General features: G+C 53.2%; 17 protein-coding genes. 11 read left to right on the forward strand and 6 right to left on the reverse strand.

The features are described 5' to 3' along the window. Positions 1–8 precede the first annotated feature (8 nt). The 7 genes from GA565_RS09995 (at position 9) to GA565_RS10030 (ending at position 8,677) form a co-directional block, all read left to right on the forward strand. Positions 9–1,913 carry an ABC transporter ATP-binding protein gene (locus GA565_RS09995; RefSeq protein ID WP_226950937.1) on the forward strand — a complete coding sequence of 635 codons (1,905 nt, stop codon included), beginning with the start codon at positions 9–11 and terminating at the stop codon, positions 1,911–1,913. A gap of 28 nt (positions 1,914–1,941) precedes the next feature. After that, positions 1,942–3,486, forward strand: a complete 1,545-nt coding sequence (locus tag GA565_RS10000) for a glutathione ABC transporter substrate-binding protein (RefSeq protein ID WP_152198331.1) — start codon at positions 1,942–1,944, stop codon at positions 3,484–3,486. Between the two features lie 138 nt (positions 3,487–3,624). Beyond that, on the forward strand, positions 3,625–4,545 hold the full coding sequence (locus GA565_RS10005) for an ABC transporter permease (protein ID WP_152198332.1): 921 nt from the start codon (positions 3,625–3,627) through the stop codon (positions 4,543–4,545). Between the two features lie 8 nt (positions 4,546–4,553). Continuing rightward, positions 4,554–5,468, forward strand: a complete 915-nt coding sequence (locus tag GA565_RS10010) for an ABC transporter permease subunit (RefSeq protein ID WP_152198333.1) — start codon at positions 4,554–4,556, stop codon at positions 5,466–5,468. A 146-nt stretch (positions 5,469–5,614) separates the two neighbouring features. Further along, positions 5,615–6,676: a P1 family peptidase gene (locus GA565_RS10015; protein ID WP_152198334.1), complete on the forward strand. Its 1,062-nt coding sequence runs from the start codon at positions 5,615–5,617 to the stop codon at positions 6,674–6,676. A 64-nt stretch (positions 6,677–6,740) separates the two neighbouring features. Beyond that, the gene (locus tag GA565_RS10020) at positions 6,741–7,562 is read left to right on the forward strand and encodes a M55 family metallopeptidase (protein ID WP_152198335.1); all 822 of its coding nucleotides are present in this window, start codon (positions 6,741–6,743) and stop codon (positions 7,560–7,562) included. 221 nt (positions 7,563–7,783) lie between these two features. Beyond that, positions 7,784–8,677, forward strand: coding sequence for a LysR family transcriptional regulator (locus GA565_RS10030; protein WP_152198336.1), 894 nt, complete (start codon positions 7,784–7,786; stop codon positions 8,675–8,677). A 54-nt stretch (positions 8,678–8,731) separates the two neighbouring features. Here the strand turns inward: GA565_RS10030 and GA565_RS10035 are convergent, their stop codons facing one another. From GA565_RS10035 to GA565_RS10045, 3 genes are read right to left on the reverse strand one after another with little or no spacing between them, the layout of a single operon-like run. After that, positions 8,732–9,970, reverse strand: coding sequence for a cytochrome c (locus GA565_RS10035; RefSeq protein ID WP_152198337.1), 1,239 nt, complete (start codon positions 9,968–9,970; stop codon positions 8,732–8,734). Continuing rightward, complete coding sequence (locus GA565_RS10040) at positions 9,967–11,730, reverse strand: GMC family oxidoreductase (RefSeq protein ID WP_152198338.1); 1,764 nt, start codon at positions 11,728–11,730, stop codon at positions 9,967–9,969. The genes GA565_RS10035 and GA565_RS10040 overlap by 4 nt, the downstream gene beginning before the upstream one ends. A gap of 26 nt (positions 11,731–11,756) precedes the next feature. After that, entirely contained in the window at positions 11,757–12,527 is a 771-nt protein-coding gene (locus GA565_RS10045) for a gluconate 2-dehydrogenase subunit 3 family protein (RefSeq protein ID WP_152198339.1), read from the reverse strand. 607 nt (positions 12,528–13,134) lie between these two features. Here GA565_RS10045 and GA565_RS10050 point away from each other — a divergent pair. Then, a complete protein-coding gene (locus GA565_RS10050) occupies positions 13,135–14,601 on the forward strand; it encodes a YchO/YchP family invasin (protein WP_226951025.1) in 1,467 nt (488 codons plus the stop codon). Positions 14,602–14,619: 18 nt separating this feature from the next. Here the strand turns inward: GA565_RS10050 and narL are convergent, their stop codons facing one another. Both narL and narX read right to left on the reverse strand, forming a co-directional pair. Further along, entirely contained in the window at positions 14,620–15,270 is a 651-nt protein-coding gene (gene narL / locus GA565_RS10055) for a two-component system response regulator NarL (RefSeq protein WP_055770777.1), read from the reverse strand. Continuing rightward, positions 15,267–17,099: a nitrate/nitrite two-component system sensor histidine kinase NarX gene (narX, locus tag GA565_RS10060; RefSeq protein WP_152198341.1), complete on the reverse strand. Its 1,833-nt coding sequence runs from the start codon at positions 17,097–17,099 to the stop codon at positions 15,267–15,269. The genes narL and narX overlap by 4 nt, the downstream gene beginning before the upstream one ends. A 147-nt stretch (positions 17,100–17,246) precedes the next feature. On the opposite strand from narX, the gene GA565_RS10065 reads away from it, so the two are divergent. From GA565_RS10065 to GA565_RS10075, 3 genes are all read left to right on the forward strand, one after another. After that, positions 17,247–18,662 (forward strand): NarK family nitrate/nitrite MFS transporter, encoded by a 1,416-nt coding sequence (locus GA565_RS10065; RefSeq protein WP_152198342.1) that lies wholly within the window; start codon positions 17,247–17,249, stop codon positions 18,660–18,662. A 72-nt stretch (positions 18,663–18,734) separates the two neighbouring features. After that, positions 18,735–19,823 (forward strand): iron-containing alcohol dehydrogenase family protein, encoded by a 1,089-nt coding sequence (locus tag GA565_RS10070; RefSeq protein WP_152198343.1) that lies wholly within the window; start codon positions 18,735–18,737, stop codon positions 19,821–19,823. Positions 19,824–19,872: 49 nt separating this feature from the next. Beyond that, positions 19,873–20,415 carry a hypothetical protein gene (locus tag GA565_RS10075; protein ID WP_152198344.1) on the forward strand — a complete coding sequence of 181 codons (543 nt, stop codon included), beginning with the start codon at positions 19,873–19,875 and terminating at the stop codon, positions 20,413–20,415. Positions 20,416–20,537: 122 nt separating this feature from the next. Here GA565_RS10075 and GA565_RS10080 read toward each other — a convergent pair whose 3' ends face one another. After that, positions 20,538–20,912 carry a hypothetical protein gene (locus GA565_RS10080; RefSeq protein ID WP_084983251.1) on the reverse strand — a complete coding sequence of 125 codons (375 nt, stop codon included), beginning with the start codon at positions 20,910–20,912 and terminating at the stop codon, positions 20,538–20,540. Positions 20,913–20,998: the final 86 nt, after the last annotated feature.

The raw sequence follows: 20,998 nt of genomic DNA on the forward strand, positions 1-20,998 counted from the left end.
CGCTTTTGATGACTGAAATGCCCGTTAGTGAGGCGCCCTCAACCGAGTCTGCAGACCCGTCGCTGTCGGAAAGCCGCAACAGGCCCATTCTTCAGGTAAAAGATTTGTCGGTCAGTTTTAACGGCCGACGTGGTAAGACTCAGGCACTCAAAGGCGTCTCTTTTTCAATTAATAAAGGTGAAGTGGTCGCCGTAGTGGGTGAAAGCGGCTCGGGGAAATCGGTCACGTCATTGAGCATTATGGGACTGCTGGCCGATTCGGCAAAAATCGACGGTGGCAGCATTGATTTCACCACCCGCAGCGGGGTTAAACATTCTCTGGTGAAGATGGGCCCTGAGGCGCGGCGGAAAATGCGCGGCCAGGAAATGTCGATGATTTTTCAGGAGCCAATGACCTCGCTCAATCCGGTATTGCGGGTGGGGGATCAGTTAACGGAAGGCCTGATTGACCACGGCATCAGTAACAAAGCGCAAGCAATGGTCAAGGCACGCGAGCTTTTAAAGCAGGTGCGCATTCCTGACATTGAGCGAATTTTAAAGTGTTATCCGCATGAGCTTTCCGGCGGCATGCGTCAGCGCGTGATGATTGCTCAGGCGCTGGCGTGTTCTCCCGCGCTGTTGATTGCCGACGAGCCGACCACCGCGCTGGACGTCACCGTTCAGGCGCGTATTTTACAAATCCTGCGTGACCTGCAGCGCGGCTCCGATATGGCGGTGCTGTTTATCACCCACGACATGGGGGTTGTGGCAGAAATTGCCGACCGCGTGGTGGTGATGTACCACGGTGAAGTGGTTGAAGAGGGCAGCGTGGAGCAAATTTTTGCCCACGCGCAGCATCCTTATACGCGCGCTCTACTGGCGGCCGTGCCCAAGTTGGGCGACATGAGCGGTCTGCCTTGGCCGCGCCGTTTCCCGCTGATCCATAAAGAAGGCGAGCCTCTTCCCGACCTTCAGCCGCCGTTGTCCTCCGGTGACCAAACCACCGCCGACTACAGCGTGGCGCCCCTGCTCGACGTGCGCGGGCTGCGGGTGTGTTATCCGATTCGCTCAGGCATTTTGTCGCGTATTTCTCAGGAAGTGCACGCAGTAGAACAAATTGACTTCTCCATCTGGCCGGGTGAAACGCTGGCGCTGGTGGGTGAAAGCGGCTGTGGTAAATCCACCACCGGTCGCGCCATTCTGCGACTGGTCGGCAGTGAGTCAGAGAGTATTCATCTTGAAGGCAAGGAAATTACCCTGCTACGCGATAAGCCTTTTCAGGCAGTGCGGCGGCAGATTCAGATGGTATTTCAAGACCCCTATGCCTCACTTAATCCGCGTCTTACGGTCGGTTTTTCTATTGCTGAACCGCTGCTACTCCACGGCCTTGCCCGTTCGCTGGCTGATGCTACGCCAACCGTAAATAACCTGCTTAACAGTGTCGGGCTGGAGCCATCAGTGGCCCGCCGTTATCCCCACGAGTTTTCGGGCGGTCAGCGGCAGCGAATCGCCATTGCCCGCGCGATGGCGCTTAAACCGCAGGTCATTATTGCCGACGAAGCCGTTTCGGCGCTGGATGTTTCCATTCAGGCGCAGGTGGTTAATTTGATGATGGATCTGCAGCGCGATACCGGCGTTGCCTGGCTGTTTATCTCTCACGATATGGCGGTGGTTGAGCGCATTGCCAACCGCGTTGCGGTGATGTACCTCGGACAAATTGTCGAAATCGGCCCGCGCGACGCCATCTTTAGCAATCCTCAGCATCCCTATACCCAACGTTTACTCAAATCTGTGCCGATTGCCGACCCCACCAAAAGGGCCGTACGCAGCTTTGATGACACTGAAGTGAAGTCGCCGGTCCATCCGGCAGGGTTACAAGTAGAAAAAGTAAAATACCGTCAGGTAAATAATCACCATTGGGTCGCTGTTTTTTAAATTTTCGGGACACTCACAGGAGAAGTACATGCATTCGATGTTAAATCGCAAAACTTTGCTGGCCGCCAGCCTGGCGCTTTGCTTCACCAGCTCGACGTTTGCCAAAGATCTCAGTATTTCGATGTACGCGGATGTCACGGGCTTTGACCCGCATGACACCACCGACACCCTGAGTTATTCGGTCCAGACCGGTATTTTCCAGCGCCTGTTTGAATTTGATAACAAAATGAAAGTGATCCCGTTGCTGGCGACCGACTACACCAGCAACGACTCTGCCACCGTATTCACCATTAACCTGCGCCAGGGGGTGACCTTCCAGGACGGCACGCCGTTTAATGCCGAAGCGGTAAAAGTTAACCTCGACAGACTGGCTAATCCGGCCAATCATCTGAAGCGTAATGGCCTGTTCAGCATGATTCAAACCGTGGAGGTGACCTCGCCTTATCAGGTGAAAATTACTCTCAACAAGCCATTTGGCGCGATGATCAACACCTTGGCGCACCCGTCTGCGGTGATGCACAGCCCGGCTTCTTTGAAAGCTTATCCAAACGAAGCTGACCTGAGTGTGCATCCGGTCGGTACCGGTCCATTCAAATTTGTTGAATGGCAGCAGGGTAAAGACGTCAAGCTGGTGAAGTATGACAATTACTGGCAAAAGGGGTGGCCAAAAGTTGACTCGGTGACCTTCTACCCGACGCCGGAAGACTCCACTCAGGTGGCGAAGCTGAAGTCTGGTGCGGTGCAGGCGGTGTATCCGCTGCCGTCTGATCTGGTGGATACGGTGAAAAGTGACCCTAAACTCGACATTCAGAGCGACGCGGGTATCTACCTTTATTACATCGCTTTCAACACCCAAATGAAAGAGTTTAAAGATGTGCGCGTGCGTCAGGCAATTAACTATGCCATTGACCGCAATTTGTGGCTGAAAGTCGGTTTCGCCGGACTGGGTGAACCTTCGACCTCGCCGCTGCCGAAAAACGTTCAGTTCTATCAGAAACAAACCTCACCCGATTACAGCTACAACATAGCAAAAGCGAAAGCGTTGCTGAAAGAGGCGGGCTATCCCAACGGCTTCGACGTTGAAATGTGGAGTTCAAACAAAACTGACCGCATTCGCACCGGCCAGTTTATCAAACAGCAGCTGGGGCTGATTGGCGTGCGCGTTAAGCAGGTCCCAATGGACGCGGGCAGCATCACGCAAAAACTGTGGAGCACGCCGAATCCGGCTGACGCCAAGGTGCAGATGTACTACGGCGCATGGTCAACGTCGACCGGCGACGCCGACTGGGCGCTGCGTCCGCTGTTTGCCACAGAGTCATTTATTCCGAAAGGCTACAACGTCTCTTACTACAGCAATAAGGCCGTGGATGCAGATATTGCTGCCGGACTGCAAACTGCGGATATGAGCAAACGCAAAGCCGCCTACGACGATGCGCAAAAGCTGCTGTGGGCCGATGCGCCGGTGGCCTATCTCGGTTCGCCTGACAACCTGGTGGGTAAAACCAAGGATTTGTCCGGCGTGTTTATGCTGGCAGACGGCACGCTGTTGTTTAATCAGGCTCAGTTTAAGTAACGCCATCATGGCTCCAACGGTGGGCTAACGCTAAAAAAGCGTGGTTTGTTCGAGAGAAGTACGGGCAGGATCACCTGCCCGTGACCCTGCATTGTGAATGCTTTTGGGTATCGTTTATTGAGCGGGGAATGAGACTTTATGCTGACGTATTTTATTCGCCGAATACTGGAAATGATCCCGGTTTTGCTGGTGGTGTCATTACTGATATTTGGTTTTATCAAGCTGCTGCCGGGTGACCCTGCACGTATTTATGCCGGTCAGGATGCCTCACTTGAGCAGGTAGAGTCAGCGCGGCAACTGCTTGGTTTAAACGCACCGCTACCCGCACAGTATTGGCGCTGGATAAGCGGAGTATTTCACGGCGATTTGGGCACGACTTATCGCACGCGCCAGCCGGTGATGAGTGTGATAGAGGCCGGGTTTATGCCCACCTTGTATCTGGCGATGGCCGGTTTTGCCTGGTCGGTGGTCTTGGGGCTGGTTATCGGCGTTTGGGCGGCGCTCAAGCGCGGAAAATGGCAGGACTGGACGCTGATGACCTTCGCCATCGGGGGGATTTCAATGCCGCCGTTTTGGCTTGGCCTGCTGTTAATACAGTTTGTGGCGATGCCGTTCGGGATTTTTTCAGTCAGCGGCTTTAATAAACCGACCGACATTATTTTGCCTGCCATTACGCTAGGATCCTCGGTGGCCGCTGTGATGGCGAGATTTACCCGCTCGGCATTTCTCGACGTGGCGCAGGAGGACTATGTGCGTACCGCCAATGCCAAAGGGTTGCGTTCAAGGTTAGTGACCTGGAAACATGTGATGCGCAATGCGCTGATCCCAGTTATCACCATGCTTGGTCTGCAGTTTGGATTCCTGCTTGGCGGCTCTATTATCGTAGAAGCAGTTTTCAGCTGGCCCGGTCTGGGATGGCTGCTTATTCAGTCGATTCAAACGCAGGATCAGCCGGTGATTCAGGCGCTGGTGATGCTGTTTGTATTCGAATTTATTGTGATTAATACGCTGGTCGACCTGCTTTATGCGGTGGTTAACCCGTCTATCAGACTGAGTTAGGAGCGAAGATGGTTCAGCCCGCCAATACCCTGCCGCCGTTGGATCCTGCCAACGTCGCCAGCCGTTCGGACGATGATATTCAGGCTCCTTGGCTGGATTTTCTTCAGTCTTTTATTCGCCACCCCATGGCGATTATCTCCTCTATTTTTATTCTGTTTCTGCTGCTGGTGGCAATATTTGCTCCGTGGATTGCGCCTTATGATCCGCAGGTTCCCGACTGGATGGCCTTGGGTGCCGGTCCCTCTGCCGCGCACTGGTTTGGCACCGATGACCTCGGGCGTGATGTGCTTAGCCGTATTATTTATGGTGCGCGTATTTCGCTTTACGTCGGATTACTGTCGGTTACGCTAGGCATGGTGCTGGGCGTGATTCTTGGACTGCTTGCCGGTTACTACGGCAAGTGGCTCGATATGCTGATTATGCGCGGGTCCGACGTGCTGTTCGCGTTTCCCGGCGTGATGCTGGCCATCGCCGTTGTCGCCATTCTTGGCCCGGGTTTGAATAATGTGATTATTGCAGTGGCGGTGTTTAGCGTGCCGGTATTTGCCCGCATTGTGCGCGCCTCCACGCTGTCGATTAAGCAAAGTGCCTACGTTGAGGCGGTGCGCTGCGTCGGTGCGCCAGATCGCGTCGTGCTGCTGCGCCACATTCTTCCCGGCACCTTGTCGAACGTGATTGTCTATTTCACCATGCGTATCGGCACCAGTATTTTGACCGCCGCCAGCCTGAGTTTCATCGGTTTAGGACCCGAGCCGGACGTGCCTGAGTGGGGCAATATTCTGGCGATGAGCCGCAATATGATGATGGCAGGTAAATGGAACGTCAGCGTATTTCCGGGGCTGGCGATATTTTTGACCGTGCTGGCGTTTAACCTGCTGGGTGATGCGTTACGCGATACGCTCGACCCTAAACTTAAAAAATAAATCACCGTCGTCATCAACACTGCAGCGGTGTTGGCTGCGTTCGCTTACCCCCGGTCACGGACTTGAGTCAGCTCCCGGGTATGCACTCGCTTGCCGCCTTGCTGCAGCGTAGGTGATTGGCGATATTTATAATAGTTGGATATTACATGCATGCAGATAATTTTACCTCGCAGGGCGTACGCGCACTATTGAACCGCTGGCGTGAAAGTCGGCTGATATTTACCCCGCGTTTTGCGACCGGTGCTACCAACAGTATCAGCGACGTGGCGGGGGTGATGGTAGGTCACAGCACGCTGAGCGACGGGGATATTCAGACCGGTGTCACGGCCATTGTGCCTCCAGGCGACAATCTTTATACCCATCCTTTGCCCTGCGGTGCGGCAGTGTTGAACGGTTTTGCCAAGCCGATGGGGCTGACGCAAATAATGGAGCTTGGCGAGTTGCAAACGCCGATTTTACTCAGCAACACCTTCGCCGTCGGCACGCTGTTTAACGCGATGGTGAGGCAGAGCTGCGTCAATTTTCCGCAGATTGGCAGAGGCAGCGCTACCGTGAATCCACTGGTGCTGGAGTGTAACGACGCCTTCCTGAACGATATTCAGGCGATGGCCGTTGGTGAGCACAATGCACAGGATGCGTTGCAGTCGGCTTCTAAACGCTTTACGCGCGGCAGCGTTGGCGCGGGGCGTGGCATGAGCTGTTTCGGACTGAAAGGCGGGATCGGCACGGCGTCGCGTCGTGATGAAAAACAAGATATTCAGCTTGGGGTGCTGGTGTTGGCCAACTTTGGCGTGTTGTCGGAACTGACTCTCGATGGCGTGCGCATCGGCGCAGATATTGAACGCCTACTGCCCGAACTCGCGCCGCAGGTTGATGCCGGTTCAATCATTATCATCATGGCCTGCGATCGCTATCTCGACAGCCGCCAATTGACGCGCATTGCCCGCCGTGCGGGCGCAGGACTTGGCCGGCTGGGCAGCTATTGGGGGCACGGATCGGGGGACATCGCGGTCGCGTTTTCTACCCGCCGCGCGGGCGAACTGCTGCCCGATGAGCAACTTGAATCGCTGCTGGCGATGGCGGCCGATGCAACGGAACAGGCCGTTCTGGATGCGATGCTGGCGGCCGAAACGGTGGTGGGTTATCAGCAGCACTCGCGTTTAGGTCTGAGCGAGGTTCTGGATAGCCTGGCCGCCCCCGGTTTTTAGAGTCGACAGTTTGAATCGACAGTTTGAGTCGATAATCTACATCATCAATTTAAAGAGACCAAAGATGAAAGTGTTTATTTCTGCCGATATAGAAGGCATCGCCGGAGTTATGCGCCCTGAACAATGCAGTCCCGGCCACGTTGAGTATGAAACCGCCCGCGGACTGATGGAGCAAGAGGTCAATGCGGCCATCTGTGGTGCGTTTGACGCAGGCGCAACCGAAGTTGTCGTCGCCGACAGTCACGCCATGATGCAGAACCTGCGCGCCGCTAATATCGACCCACGAGCACGACTGGTACAGGGCAAACCGCGCGGTTTATCGATGCTCGAAGGACTGCAGCAGGGCGGTTACGACGGCATGATGTTTGTAGGATTTCACAGCGCCGCCGGGGAGAAGGGCGTGTTGGCGCACACTATTAATGGCCGTGCTTTTTACCGCATCAAACTCAATGGCAGCGTGATGGGCGAAACGGATCTCTATGCCGCACTCGGTGGTGAACTGAACGTTCCGCTGTGGTTGGTGACCGGTGACGACCAGTTGGAGCAGTGGGTAGGGCGCCACTATCCTGACGTCAATTATGTGTGTGTAAAACGCGCGATTTCTGCCAATGCCGCCGAGTCGCTAAGCCCTGATGTTTCACGCGATAAAATTCGCCAACAGGCGACAAAAGCAGTCACGACGGCGCGTAAAAGTGTTGAACGTCGCTTTGGCTCCCCGCACAAGCTAGAGCTGATGGTGGCTAAACCGGTCTTGGCCGACCTGTTCTGCATGATACCCGGCGTAGAGCGCATTGACGGCATTACCGTCGGTTATAGCAGCCCGAACGTTGCGACCATCATCAGCCTGCTTGGCGCTTTCTCTTATCTGGCGTCAACGCAAAATTAAAAATCGTGCGTTATCGTTTTTATTTTTACAGCCATGAGCCGAATGAACCTGCAGATATTCATGTTGATAAGGACAGTGCAACGGCTAAAATAGGGTGACATAATTTGAGCGTTGCAAGTAGCGTGGGATTCCCCTCACATTAACTCCGTGCGCTATCTCTTTCTTCTGCCCGCACTGACTGATAGTGCAGAATATATCCGTCATCCACAGGGAAGGGCAGCATGCGTTTGCGTCATATTGAAGTGTTTCAGGCGGTATTGCAGGCCGGCAGCGTGAGTGGCGCGGCGCGGTTGCTCAACGTATCGCAACCCAATGTTAGTCGGGTGCTGAGTCATGCCGAGCAGCTGCTAGGGTTTACCTTGTTTGACCGCACCCCGCAGGGGCTGATAGTGACGCCAGAAGGCCGCCGCCTAATGCCTGAGGTCGAGGCACTTTTTAGCCATATTCAGGCGATTGGATTTTTAGCCGAGCAGCTGCGTCAGGGAGAAGGTCAGCACGTGAGAATTGGCTCTGCTCACGCCCTGGGCCACAGCGTGATGGCACCGGTACTGGTGGATTTTCATCGTAAAATGCCCGCCGGCACTGTCGAACTGGTGACCGGACATTTTAATACCCTCAGCCAGGATCTTATCCAGTACAAAATGGATTTTGCCCTGGCGTTTGGCGAGCAGGTTTCTGCCGAACTGGTTTCAGAAACGCTGTACTCTGCCAACATGGTCGCCCTGCTGCCGCTTGATTGTACGACTGAAGGGCCGGTGACGCTGAAGTGGTTGTGTGAAAATAATTTACTGATGCTCCAGCAGCAGGACCCACTCGGACAGGTGCTCAATCGGGTATTGCGCGAACAGGGCCTCACCCCGCGAGCTTCCGTGCACATTAAAACCTATTCGGTTATTGCCGATATGGTCTTGGCCGGTGGCGGCGTTGGTGTGGTCGACACTTTTACCGCACAGCGCTACGTTAATCAGCTCAACATTGTGCCGGTGGTTGAAACTTTGCCGTTTGAGGTGATTTTACTCAGCCGCCGCGACCAGCCTCAGTCACAGGTTGGCTTGGCGTTGCAACAGCTAATCCGCCATAAGCTGTGGGAAATCAGTGAACATATTGCGGGCTAGTTGCCAATAAAAAACAAGGGTGCATCGCTGCGCCCTTGTTGTGCTTTTCCAGTCTTATTCCTCGCGCAGATTTTTACGCAGGCTTTTCACGTCGCCACTGCTGACCGCAGCCGCCGAATTCCCCCAGCTGTTGCGAATGTAAGTCAGCACATTAGCCACGTCGGCGTCGCTCATATTGTCAGCAAACGACGGCATGCCCGGCGCAGTAGGCGCGGCGTGGGTATCCACAGGACGACTGCCGGCCAGCACCACGTGGATTAGCGAGGTCGCATTGTCACTGACAATGAGCGGCGAGTTCGCCAGCCGTGGGAATAACCCTTCCTGACCCGCGCCGTTAGGCGTATGACACGCAGAACAGCGGTCAGCATAAATTGCTTTCCCGGCGATCATGCTGCTGTCATTGGTTTTTATCGGCTCAGGGGCCTTTGACCCACTGTCGTGGCCACTGTCCTTAAGATAAACTGCCACCGCCTTCAAGTCTGCGTCGGTCCACAGGTTCGACGAGTTTTTAACCTCCTCGGCCATCGGGCCAGACGCCATGTCGAAGCGATTTGAACCGTTTTTCAGGTAGGCGGTAATATCTTCAATCGTCCATTTCCCCAGACCTGTATGATTATTAACGGTGATGTCCGGAGCCATCCAGCCTTCAACCACGGCACCTCGCAGAAACTCGCTATTTTTGTCCCCGCCGAGCAGATTTTTCGGCGTATGACAGGTGCCGCAGTGCCCTAGTCCCTCCACAATATACGCGCCGCGGTTCCAGTCAGCGGACTTCTTCAAATCGGGAATGAACGCGCCTTGATCAAAGTTAATCCAGTTCCAGGCGATCAGGCTCGTACGAATGTTGAACGGGAAGGGCAGTTGATTGGTTTGCACCGCGTTATGCACCGGCTGTAGGGTTTGCAGATATTCCCAAATCGCCCGATTGTCTGCTTTCGTCACCTTGGTATAGGCGGTAAAAGGCATCGCGCCATACAGCCTGATCCCATCATGACCTACGCCTTCTGACATGGCACGTTGAAAATCATCAAACGTCCACTTGCCAATTCCGGTATCGGGATCGGGGGTAATATTGGCACCCATCAGCACGCCAAACGGTGTTTGCAGGGACACGCCACCGGCAAAAGGTTTGCTGCCTTCAACGCCGGAAGTGTGACAGGCGGCGCAGTCGCCCAGCACCGCCAGATAGCGGCCGCGCTCAACCTGAGAATAGTCCCCATTGCCGGCCGCGTGGGCTAACGTGCTGACGCCCAGTGCCAGCAGTGCCAGAGAGAATGACCTCAGTTTTTTCATGCAATCATCTCCCCAGGATTTTTCAGATAGCGCTCGCGAATCGCTTCGGCCGCTTTGAACGCCAGTGCACCAACAGTTCCGGTTGGGTTATAGCCTGGGTTTTGCGGGAAAGCAGAAGCGCCGACCACAAACAGGTTAGGCACGTCCCACACTTGCAGATATTTGTTTACCGAACTGGTCGAGGGGTCAGCCCCCATAACAAACCCGCCGCAAACGTGTGAAGACTGGTAAGGCGTCCCGTTCCAGTGCCCCTTAGTGGGGCTTTCAACGTACTGACGCGGATTCATTGCTTTGGCGATTTCACCCACTTTATCGGTGCAGTATTGCGCCATTTTCAAGTCGTTCTGCGGAAAGTCGAAGGTCACACGCAGCAGCGGGCGACCCAGTGGATCTTTATAGGTCGGATCGAGCGAAAGATAGTTGGTGCGTATAGTGTAACTGCTGGCCTCGCAGCCTATCGACATACTGCTCAAATAGTTTTTGACCGTCGCCTGCTTCCACTCTTTGCCCCATTTAGGCGTACCCGGTGGCACCGGCCGGTAGCCGATAGGGGCCGCGCCAATTGGCGTGACGCGAATACTGCCGCCGCCGAAGAAGCCGAGTCCACTGTGGTCAAAGTTATCGTTGTTGTATTCGTCAATTCCCATGCCGACGGCACCGGCGCCAATAAACGGGTTAAAGTTTTTGTCGTCAAAGAACAGCTGCACGCCGTTGGCCGTCTGGTAGGCGTAGTTGCGGCCGGTGGTGCCGGTATTGCTCACCGGATCATAAGGTTTGCCAATCCCAGAGAGTAGCATCAGGCGCACGTTTTCAAAGGTATAGGCGCTAACCACCACCAGTTCCGCGGGCTGTTCCCACTCATCGCCGGAGGAGTCGATATAGATAACGCCGGTCGCCTTTTTACCGCTTGAATCCATCACCACTTTCATCACTTCACAGCTGGTGCGCGCTTCAAAATTGTTCTTACGGATCAAAGCAGGCAGAACCGTAGTGATGGCACTGGCTTTCGAATAGTTTGCGCAGCCGTAGTTGGTGCAAAAGCCGCAGAAGGTGCAAGGGCCCATTTTCACGCCGAGTGGGTTAGTGTAAGGCTCGGAAATAAGCGAAGAAGGCACTGGGAAGGCTTTATAGCCCATGTTGCGTGCGGCTTCGGCAAACAGCGTGGGGCCGTAGGGTTGGTCCATTGGGCGAGTCGGGTACTCAATGGAGCGCATCCCTTCGAAAGGATTGCCGCCTTCATGATGTTCACCGTTAACGTTGGCGGCCTTGCCCGAAACGCCGGCCAGGCGTTCAAACGAGGCGTAGTGCGGCTCCATTTCGCTCCAGTCTGTGCCCCAGTCTTGCAGAACCAGCTCGGAAGGCATTTCTTTGGCGCCGTATTTTTCCAGCAGATAGCTGCGTAACCTAAATTCGTTTGGCTGGAAGCGGAAGGTAATGCCCGCCCAGTGGTTGCCCGCACCGCCTGTGCCGTTGCCCGGGTGGAACGAACCCCATTCGCGCATCGGTAGCGCGGTTTGCGAGGGATTATTACGAATAGTAATGGTGTTTTGACGGTTGCGCAGCATCAATTCTTCACGGCTGTTGTAGCGCAGCTCGTCAGCAACGGTTGCAATATTAAAATCACGCGCAGTGTCGCGCCACGGGCCGCGTTCAATCGCCACTACGTCGAGGCCTGCTTCAGTCAGCTCGTGCGCAATAATCGATCCCGCCCAGCCGAGACCAATGACGACCACGTCGGTCTTGGGGAGTTTCTTCGCCATAATATGATGTCCTTAAGCCGTGGCCCTTAGCTTTTTGATACCTTCCACGCATCGCCGCCGGAGATGCTGAGAGGTTCGAGATCCAGTTTTTGGTTATGCTTGCCAATATATTCGCGGTAGTCGTAGCGTGCGCCCGGAAATCCGAGCATCTTCCACGACACCATGTTGCGATTACCGCCGTAGATAGGATCAGCAAAGAAACCCTCCATGGTGTTTTTCAGCACGATGGCGAAAAACAGTTTGGAGTCGATAGGGTTCTTAAAACTGGATGCATTAAGGTCAATTTTTCCACTTTCCAGACCGGAGAGCACCTCGTCTTGCTGGTCAGCAGTCAGGTCTTTAAAGGATTTTTTAAAGCTGTTCTGGGTGTACTCTTCAAGGGCAGCAAGCCCGATACGATAGCGCTGCTGTGGTACCAAGGGGGACTGGTCGCCCTGTTCCGGCGTGCCTGGCTGGAAAGGGCCCTGCATGTAAAGACGTTCATAGGTGCCATAGAACCCGACCATCTGGCGGTCAATAAAGACCGCACAACCCGCTTCTTTACCGCCGATGCTGAGATTGTCGGCCGGAATAAGCCGGTCAACAATGGCTTCGAGGGCCGCCGCTTCAGCATCGTTAAAGAACACCCAGCCATCGGTTTCAATTTGCGGAGGAGGACTGCTGTCGAAAGGACTCCAGGTAGGTGTACCTTTAAGGCTGACGGCGTTGGCCGCCTTTGCCGCGCCGAGAACGGCGGATGCGGCTGAAAACGTTAGAATTTGCCGACGAGTAATGCCCGGCAAGGTTTTTTTGCTCATCTTGTTCCCCTGTTTATTTTTATTTATAAACGCAGCAGATGCAGCGCTTTCAACACATTGATATAAGTAGGGAATTACATGTATTTACGCTGTTTTTTTTAATAAAACTAAAAAGAGTGATGACGTTCTAAGTGAATAATCAACTCAGTCGGATGACGTAATCCCTCACTGTTACTAGGGAAGAATAGGATACTTAGCATTGTAAATGAAATGTATATTTATGTTATTTAGGTGTAATTTATGTATGTAATTTGTGTATTTTTAGTGTTTTTAATACCACGATTGCTCATAAAAAGTTAGGCAGGGCGGGTGGAAAAAACATTTAAATTAATAGGGTTAGCGTGGATTTCACGGCCAGTTATGTCTCTGTGTTGAAACGTAATTAAAACGATCATTGATGCCTAAAAAGATCACACGAATTGCAACACTCCTCACATCCTTTTCAGAAATTGTACTTAATGAATTTCCCCCAATACTTGAATTTCTGGCCTCGTCCGGTAAGATCAACGCTTAATAGATAAATGTGTGGATTATGACCGACGTCACAAAAAAAATATTAAATTCTAGTAAGCACCCCTATTGCTCCGTGGCGTTGTTTTTGAACATCGTGATAATGGGCATGGCGATAAACTGTGTCTTTTATCCCCTCAGCGCTCAGGCGTTTATCAGTGACTCGACCCTCACCCTTAACCCCGGCATCGACTATTCTGCGCCCGCGTCTGCAGCCAACTCTCCCTTTAACAGTGGCGCTGGGGACGTAAACCCCAACGCCTTGCCTGATCTCGGGAGCAGTGTGAATAACGGTCAGGCCGCGCAAAGTATGGCTTTCGAAACCAAGGTAGCCACTACGCTGAAACAGTTTGGCGAAGACAGCACCGCCAGCGGCAGCGATGATCCTTTGCGTGAGCAGGCCGAAGCGCTGGCCATGCAGCAGGCCGCCCGTCTGGTGAAGCAGGAAACTTCCAGCCTGCTTTCTCCACTGGGCACTACCACCATTAATTTTGACGTTAACGGCGGAAATCTGAGCGGCAGTTCGGCCTCGTTACTGAGTCCGCTTTACCTAAGCAAAACCCTGTTAACCTATAGCCAAATTGGCATTCAACACCTTAATAACGCCGACGTGGGTAACTTTGGTCTCGGGCAGCGCTGGTCGCAAGGCGCCTGGATGCTGGGCTATAACGCCTTTCTCGATGATGACTTTGTGAGTGAGTTAAAACGCGGTAGTGTGGGTGCCGAAGCCTGGACCGATTATCTGCATTTTTCCGCCAACTACTATCAGCCTATTTCTGGTTATCACCCCGAATCTCAGGGGTCGGCAACGCTACGCCGCATGGCGGCAGGGTATGATATTCGCACCCGCGCCTATCTGCCTTTTTATCGGCAAATTGGCGCTACCCTTAGCTATGAGCAGTACCGCGGCGATCGGGTGGATTTGTTTGGCGATGGCAATTATCAAAGTAACCCTTCAGCGCTGTCACTGGGTGTGAATTACACGCCGGTACCCCTGTTTACGGTAAGCGCTGAGCGACAACAGGGGCAGAGTGGTGATAATCAGGATCTGTTTCAGCTGTCTTTGACCTATAAAATTGGCGTGCCGCTGAGCCAGCAGCTTTCCACGCAGTACGTGGCCGACAGCCATTCACTGCGCGGCAGTCGTTTTGACGTGGTAGACAGAAATAATATTCCGGTATTGGAGTTTCGCCAGCGTAAAACGCTGTCGGTATACTTGGCAACGCCGCCCTGGATTCTACAGCCGGGTGAGAGCCTGCCGCTTAAACTGGATATTCGAGCGGTAAATAAAATTCAGGCACTGAGCTGGCAGGGTGACACGCAGGCGCTGAGTCTGACCTCGGCGAAGACCAACAGTAATCCCGACGGTTGGACGGTGATTGTGCCCAAATGGGACGACAGCCCGGGAGCCAACAACAGTTATCGTCTGTCGGTGACGGCGGTTGACAGTAAGCAGCAGAACGTCACTTCAAACTGGATAACGCTTACCGTTCCGCCACCGCTCAGTGCCAGTTCTCCTCAGTACAACCTGAGTTTCGACCATGATGACAACGCTGATAACTGATATTTTTGTGATATTGCCTTAAATGTGACTGCTTTGCAGAACCCACACCGCGGCTTCGACGCGCGATTTAAGCTTCATTTTTTTCAGCAGATGCTTAACGTGAACCTTGACCGTGCTTTCAGTAATGTTAAGCCGACGGGCGATCATTTTGTTTGGTAAGCCTTCGGCGATAAGCTTTATGATGTCGCGCTCGCGCGGCGTCAAACACTGGATATCGCGGTTGGTGCTTGGGCGGCTTTCGCGCAGGCTGGCGGCCAACACCGGGGTCAGTGTTTCACTCAAGACCATCTTGCCCGAAGCCGCATGACGCAGGGCAATCAGTAAATCCTCAGGCTCCATGTCTTTAAGCAAATAGCCGTCGGCCCCGCGTTTAAGCGCCGTGACGACGTCATCTTCATTATTGGAAACACTGAACACCACAATCCGCCCGGATAAGTCAATTTCACGCATTTTATCCAGCGTATCGAGGCCGTTCATGCCCGGCATGTTCAAATCCAGTAAAATCAGATCTGGATCGAGCCGTTTTGCCAATTCTACGCCCTGTTCGCCACCGCTGGCTTCGCCAATAACCTGTAGCATCGAGTCCAGCGCGATAAGCTGTTTGACGCCGTTTCGTAACATGGGATGGTCATCAATCAACAGGATGGTGGAAGGGTTGAGGTCACTCATACGTGCTCCTTGTGGGTAAGGGGAGAGGAGTCAGGGCAAAATTTTACTCTGACCAAGGTGCCGCCGCCGTCGCGCGAAGTGACTTGGCACTCGCCTTGTAAACTACTTGCTCTGTCCCGCATTATCATTAATCCATAGTGATTTTGACGCAGCGCTTCAGCGGGAAGTCCGCTACCGTTATCGGCAATTTGCATCGTAACTTGGCCGTTTTCATGCTGCAGGCTGAGTGAAACCTGCGTCGCCGCGGCGTGTTTATAGATATTATTCAGCGCCTCCCGCGCAATGTGCAGCAAATGTACGCCCTGATGAGCCGGGATCAGACGCGGCGGTAGCTGATAGTCAAAGGTAACCTGTAGACCCATGCGTTTCGTAAATTCATCCACCGTATGCTGCAGCGCCGAGCGCAGCCCGGGCGCGGTAAGCTTGAGTCGGAAGGTGGTAAGCAGCTCGCGCAGTTGACTGTATGCGGTGTTTAACTCATCTCGCATTTGCTTGATTAATAAACTATTTTCTTCATTGGGTGGCGGGGTTTGCATTTGCAAACAGGCAATCTGAATTTTCAGGCATGAGAGAGACTGTGCCAATGAGTCATGCAGTTCGCGGGCGATGGTGGAGCGCTCTTCCATTAGCATCAGTTGCTGATGATTGTCAGTTTGGCGGTCGAGCGTCAATGCGCTAGCCAACTGCTCCAGCAGAGTGCCGATCAGCTGCTGCTGGTCGTGCGTTAACGACTGTCCGTGAGGCAACCTTGCCAACAGTAGCCCATAATTTTCATCACCATCGCGCAATCGCCAGTTCAATGAGGCAGACTCTTCAAGCTCCGGAAACGCTTCGGTCTCTCCCCACGCCAGGCGCGGCGAGTGTGATTTCTGGCTGTCAATTTCGTGAAAGAATTCGGCGCTGTTGTTGTCATACAGGCGAAGCTGAATAGCCCTCAGCGGGGTCAGACTTTGCAGCTCCTGCAACACCTGCGGCAGTTTTTGCTCCAGCGATTGGCTAGTGTGCAGCTGTCGACTTACGCGATACAGAAAATCCAGCATCTGATTTTTATGCTGCAGGCTGCTGGTTTTTTCTTCGACCTTTTGGGCCAGGCTGGTGACCATTTCGGCCAGCGCCGCCGACATGCTGTCGAGCGCCTCGCCAAGCCGGTCCATTTCATTTTTGGCCATATTGGCGTTCATATCGCCGTGACGATAGCGCTGGGTAAAGTCGCCTTGTGTTACCGCCTTGGCCTGTGCCAGCAGTTGCCGCCAGGGTTTTTGCAAACGTAGCCGTAAAAAATAGAGCGTCAGCAGCAAAAAAATCAGCGTTAGTGCAATACCTGCCGCCTGAACCAGCGTTATCAGCATCAGATGATGTTCAGTTTTTTGGTCGAGCGCCGCAACCAGCGTGTCGAGCTGGCTAACAAACTCGGCGACTTCCGGCTTGGCCTGCTGCGGCCCGCTGGACTTCTGTAGTTCGGGTTTCAACGACCGCTGCCAGTAATCAAGTATTGCCGCGTACTGCGTTTTCAATCCTTCGCGCGCCACGGCGTTAGATAACTCGATGCTGTTCTGGTCTGCTTCAATCTGGCGTAAATAGGCATCGTCCTTTGAGGTTAACGGCAGCGTCGCCAGCAGTCGGTAGCTCTGCATGCGCAGCGATCCAGCCTTGTTAATGGCGTGAGCATTACCTTGAATGCTTTGTGCCATCCATGAAGCGACGCTCATGCCTGTGACGCCCAGCAGCCCTAAAAGCAGCATCAGCAGGATAATTTGTTTAACCAGTGAAAGTCGGGCCAGTGCAGATTTAATCGTACTCTCCTCCCCGGGAAGTCGGGCTGGGCGCATTTTTCACCATCTTACGGCGGAACCCTATACCCATAAAGTATTACTCAGGCCATTAGTCGCGCCGAGGTTGACGCATATCAACACTCAGGCCGTGTCCACTGCCTAAGGTGCACCTCAATTAGACTGAATTAACCTGGTGAGGTAGGTATGACTGACGGTACATCATTGCGCAATGAAAAAACGCCCCGCGTGTTAAAAGACTGGCGTCCAGAAGACCGTGACTTTTGGAATGCCAAAGGGCATCGCATCGCCCGCCGTAATTTATGGATTTCGGTTCCCTGTCTATTGCTGGGATTTTGCGTGTGGATGCTGTTCAGCGCCGTGGCGGTTAATCTGAATAAAGTCGGCTTTGCGTTCACCACGGAACAACTGTTTATGCTGACGGCTATTCCTTCAGTTTCAGGTGCAATACTGCGTGTCCCTTATTCCTTTATGACGCCACTGTTTGGCGGACGCCGCTGGACCGCTATCAGCACGCTATTTTTGCTGCTGCCCTGCCTTTGGCTAGGCTTCGCGGTTCAGAACACCTCGACCGCCTATTCTACCTTCCTTATTATTGCCTTGCTCTGCGGTTTTGGCGGTGCCAACTTTGCATCGAGCATGTCGAACATCAGCTTTTTCTACCCAAAATCGCATCAGGGTGCGGCACTTGGCATTAACGGTGGCCTGGGGAATCTTGGCGTAAGCGTGATGCAGCTGGTGGCACCGTTAGCGGTTTCGGTGGCAATTTTTGGCTTCTTTGGCACACAGGGCAAAGAGCTGGCCAACGGCAGTATACTGTGGCTACAAAATGCCGCGTGGATCTGGGTGCCATTTTTGATGCTGGCAACGTTGGCCGCCTGGTTTGGCATGAATGATATCGCCTCATCCAAGGCGTCAATCCGCCAACAGCTGCCGGTGTTGAAACGGGGTCATCTGTGGGTGATGAGCATGTTGTATTTGGCGGCCTTTGGCTCGTTCATTGGCTTCTCTGCCGGTTTTGCCGTCCTGACCAAGACTCAGTTCCCCGACGTAGAAATCATGCACTACGCGTTCTTTGGCCCGTTCTTTGGCGCGCTGGCCCGCTCGTTCGGCGGCATGCTGTCTGACAAACTGGGTGGCGTAAAAGTGACGCTGGTTAATTACTTGATGATGACCCTTTTTGCAGCGCTGCTATTCCTTACGCTGCCGGTTAACGGGCAGGGCGGCAATTTTATCGCTTTCTTTGCCCTGTTTATGGCACTGTTCCTGACGGCGGGGTTGGGCAGTGGATCCACCTACCAGATGATCGCGATAATATTCCGTAAAACTACCGCCGATCGTGCAATTGCGCAGGGTAAAAGCCCTGAACAGGCACAGCAGGCAGCCGTTACTGACACCGCCGCCGCGTTGGGCTTTATTTCATCCATCGGCGCGATCGGCGGATTTTTCATTCCGCAGGCATTTGGTATGTCACTGGCGATGACCGGCTCACCGGCCGGTGCAATGAAAGTATTCTTGCTGTTTTATCTGGTCTGCGCAGCGGTGACGTTCTGCGTATATGGACGTAAAAGTGCCCAGCCAGGGGGTAAGAAGCGTAAATAACCTGCCATTTGCGGCAGGTTTTGCTTTCTTCTTCCATACTGTTTGAATGGTTATTTCTCCTTTTGGAGCAGTATGTTTACTCATCGACTCGTTTTTCCTGCCAGCGTGCTGCGCGGCCGCGGCGCTATCCACCATCTTGGTGCCGTATGTGGCCGCCTCGGGCAGCGTGCGTTATTGGTGGGGGGAGCACGCGGCATTGCCAGCGTCGAGGAGAAAGTGGCCGATCAGCTAGACCAGCAAATGGTCAGCTATCTAGGTCATGACACCCTGAGCGGCACGTGCTGTGAAGAGGAAATTAAACAGCTGGCCGACAGGCTTAAACGTCAGGGCGTCGAAGTCGTGATTGCCACCGGCGGCGGCAGGGCGCTTGATACGGCAAAAGCCGCTGGCGTGTTGTGCAATATTCCGCTTGTCACCTTACCCAGCATTGCCGGAACCTGTTCTGCGATCACTCCCTTGGCTTTTCGCTATCATCAAAACGGCCAGTTTCGCGATATGTTCCCTTTGGCCTACGGGCCTGCCGCCGTGGTGATTGACGCCGATTTGCTGGCGACTTCGCCGCTGCATTGGTTGTCTGCAGGACTCGGCGATACCCTCGCCAAGTGGTATGAGTATCGAGCCATTAGTGATATGAATACGCTATCGGGACTTTCAGGCGTTGCGCGCACCAACAGCGAACTCTGTTTCACGCTGATAAAACACTACGCCGCCGATGCCTGTCAGGCTATCCGACAGGGGCAAGCCAACCTTGCTCTGGAGCAGGTGCTCGATGCTATTTTTCTTTACGCCGGTCTCACGTCAATAATGAGCAACGGCGCGCACACTGGGGCGGCTCACGCGCTGTACGACGGATTTACCGCCTGTGATAAAACGCGCCACGTCGCCCACGGACTGCTGGTGGGATTCGGTAATCTCTGTTTATTGGCGCTGGAAAACCGCAGTGATGAAGAACTGCTGGCAGCACTGTCTCTCGCACGCGCCAGCGCTATTCCGGTACATCTAAACGAAATTAATTCAGATCTTAACGATGCGGATATTAATCTCATCATCGAAAGAAGTTTACGTGCGCCCGATATGGCGAATATGCCGACAGAAATCACCCAGCAACAGATGCAGGAAGCGATTCAGCGTGTTCAACGACTCAGTTATGTAAAAACATAATCCCCGGTCTTTTCTTCCCTTCAGAATGCTCGTTTTGTGATATTTATTAATGATCAATATCAATGTTGAACCTATTGGTACGGCGTACTCTTTTTTCATTTTTATGGAGAAATTTATGCCGAATATCATGGACGTAACACTGGGAGTGCCTAGCTGTTTTTACAGCAAAGCAGCATTAAACAACACGACTGCAATTTCAGTGGCGTCAGAGGCAATCGTAGATATTAACAACAATAATTTAGAGATGAAGACATTTAGCTTTCCGCCTCCCGCTTCTGAAAACATCACCTCGACAATGGGTGAAATTCGCGCCAGCAACCAACAGCAGGGGATAAAGGATGCGGTCCTTACGATAGAAGATGAATCAAAGATAGAGCAGGTACCCCAGGCTCCATCAAGAGTCGCATTGTCTAAAGTGCTGCTCGTCGGCACTATTGGCGCACTGGCGCTGACCGGTGGCGTCGCGGGCTGGTTTAGACTTGACTTGGGGCTTGGCCGAGGTTATTCGGGGAGTCGTGAAGCGCACATGAGACATGCGTTAGAAATGGCCAGAAATCCTAATAATATGAATATGTTTCATAATGATCACTAACGGATAAAAACTTTGCCCGTTATATTCCAATTATTTAACAGTTTTTTAAGCAGGTTGATAACCGACATGTCTGAAAAGATTTTTGCCGCCAATCCCTGGCGCGCAAGGCGTTGTGGTTAACGCTACAGCGTATGGATATCAATGCCGTCGCCAATGCTGCTATTTTGGTAGTAAGCGCGCGGAACTTCGACCTGATACTGCTGGTCACCATAGGCCACTTCCAAAATGTATTTTTCGTTTTCATAAGACTCGATCGGAATAAACCCGAAAAAGCCCTCTGCAACGCTGATGGTGCGCGAAGAGGGCACCGCATAGCGATGAACAATTTTGGCTCTGAGTGGCTCTTGCTTGCCGGTGATGTGGTTCCATACCAGATTGACAGGTTGCGACAGAGTGCTGAGCACGCCTGAGGCCAGCGAGTTCAGATCGCTTAAATTGGTCTTCAACGCGGAGGTTGAGTACCAGGCAGAGCGATCGTCAGGCTTACGTGTTGTCATAATTGTTACCTCGTGACAGTCTCGTTGGTCTATATATAACCTAATTACTATATTTTTCTGTCGCTAAGATCCAATCATTTTTTCAA

The sequence above is a fragment of the Rouxiella sp. S1S-2 genome (assembly GCF_009208105.1).
Lineage (GTDB): Bacteria > Pseudomonadota > Gammaproteobacteria > Enterobacterales > Enterobacteriaceae > Rouxiella.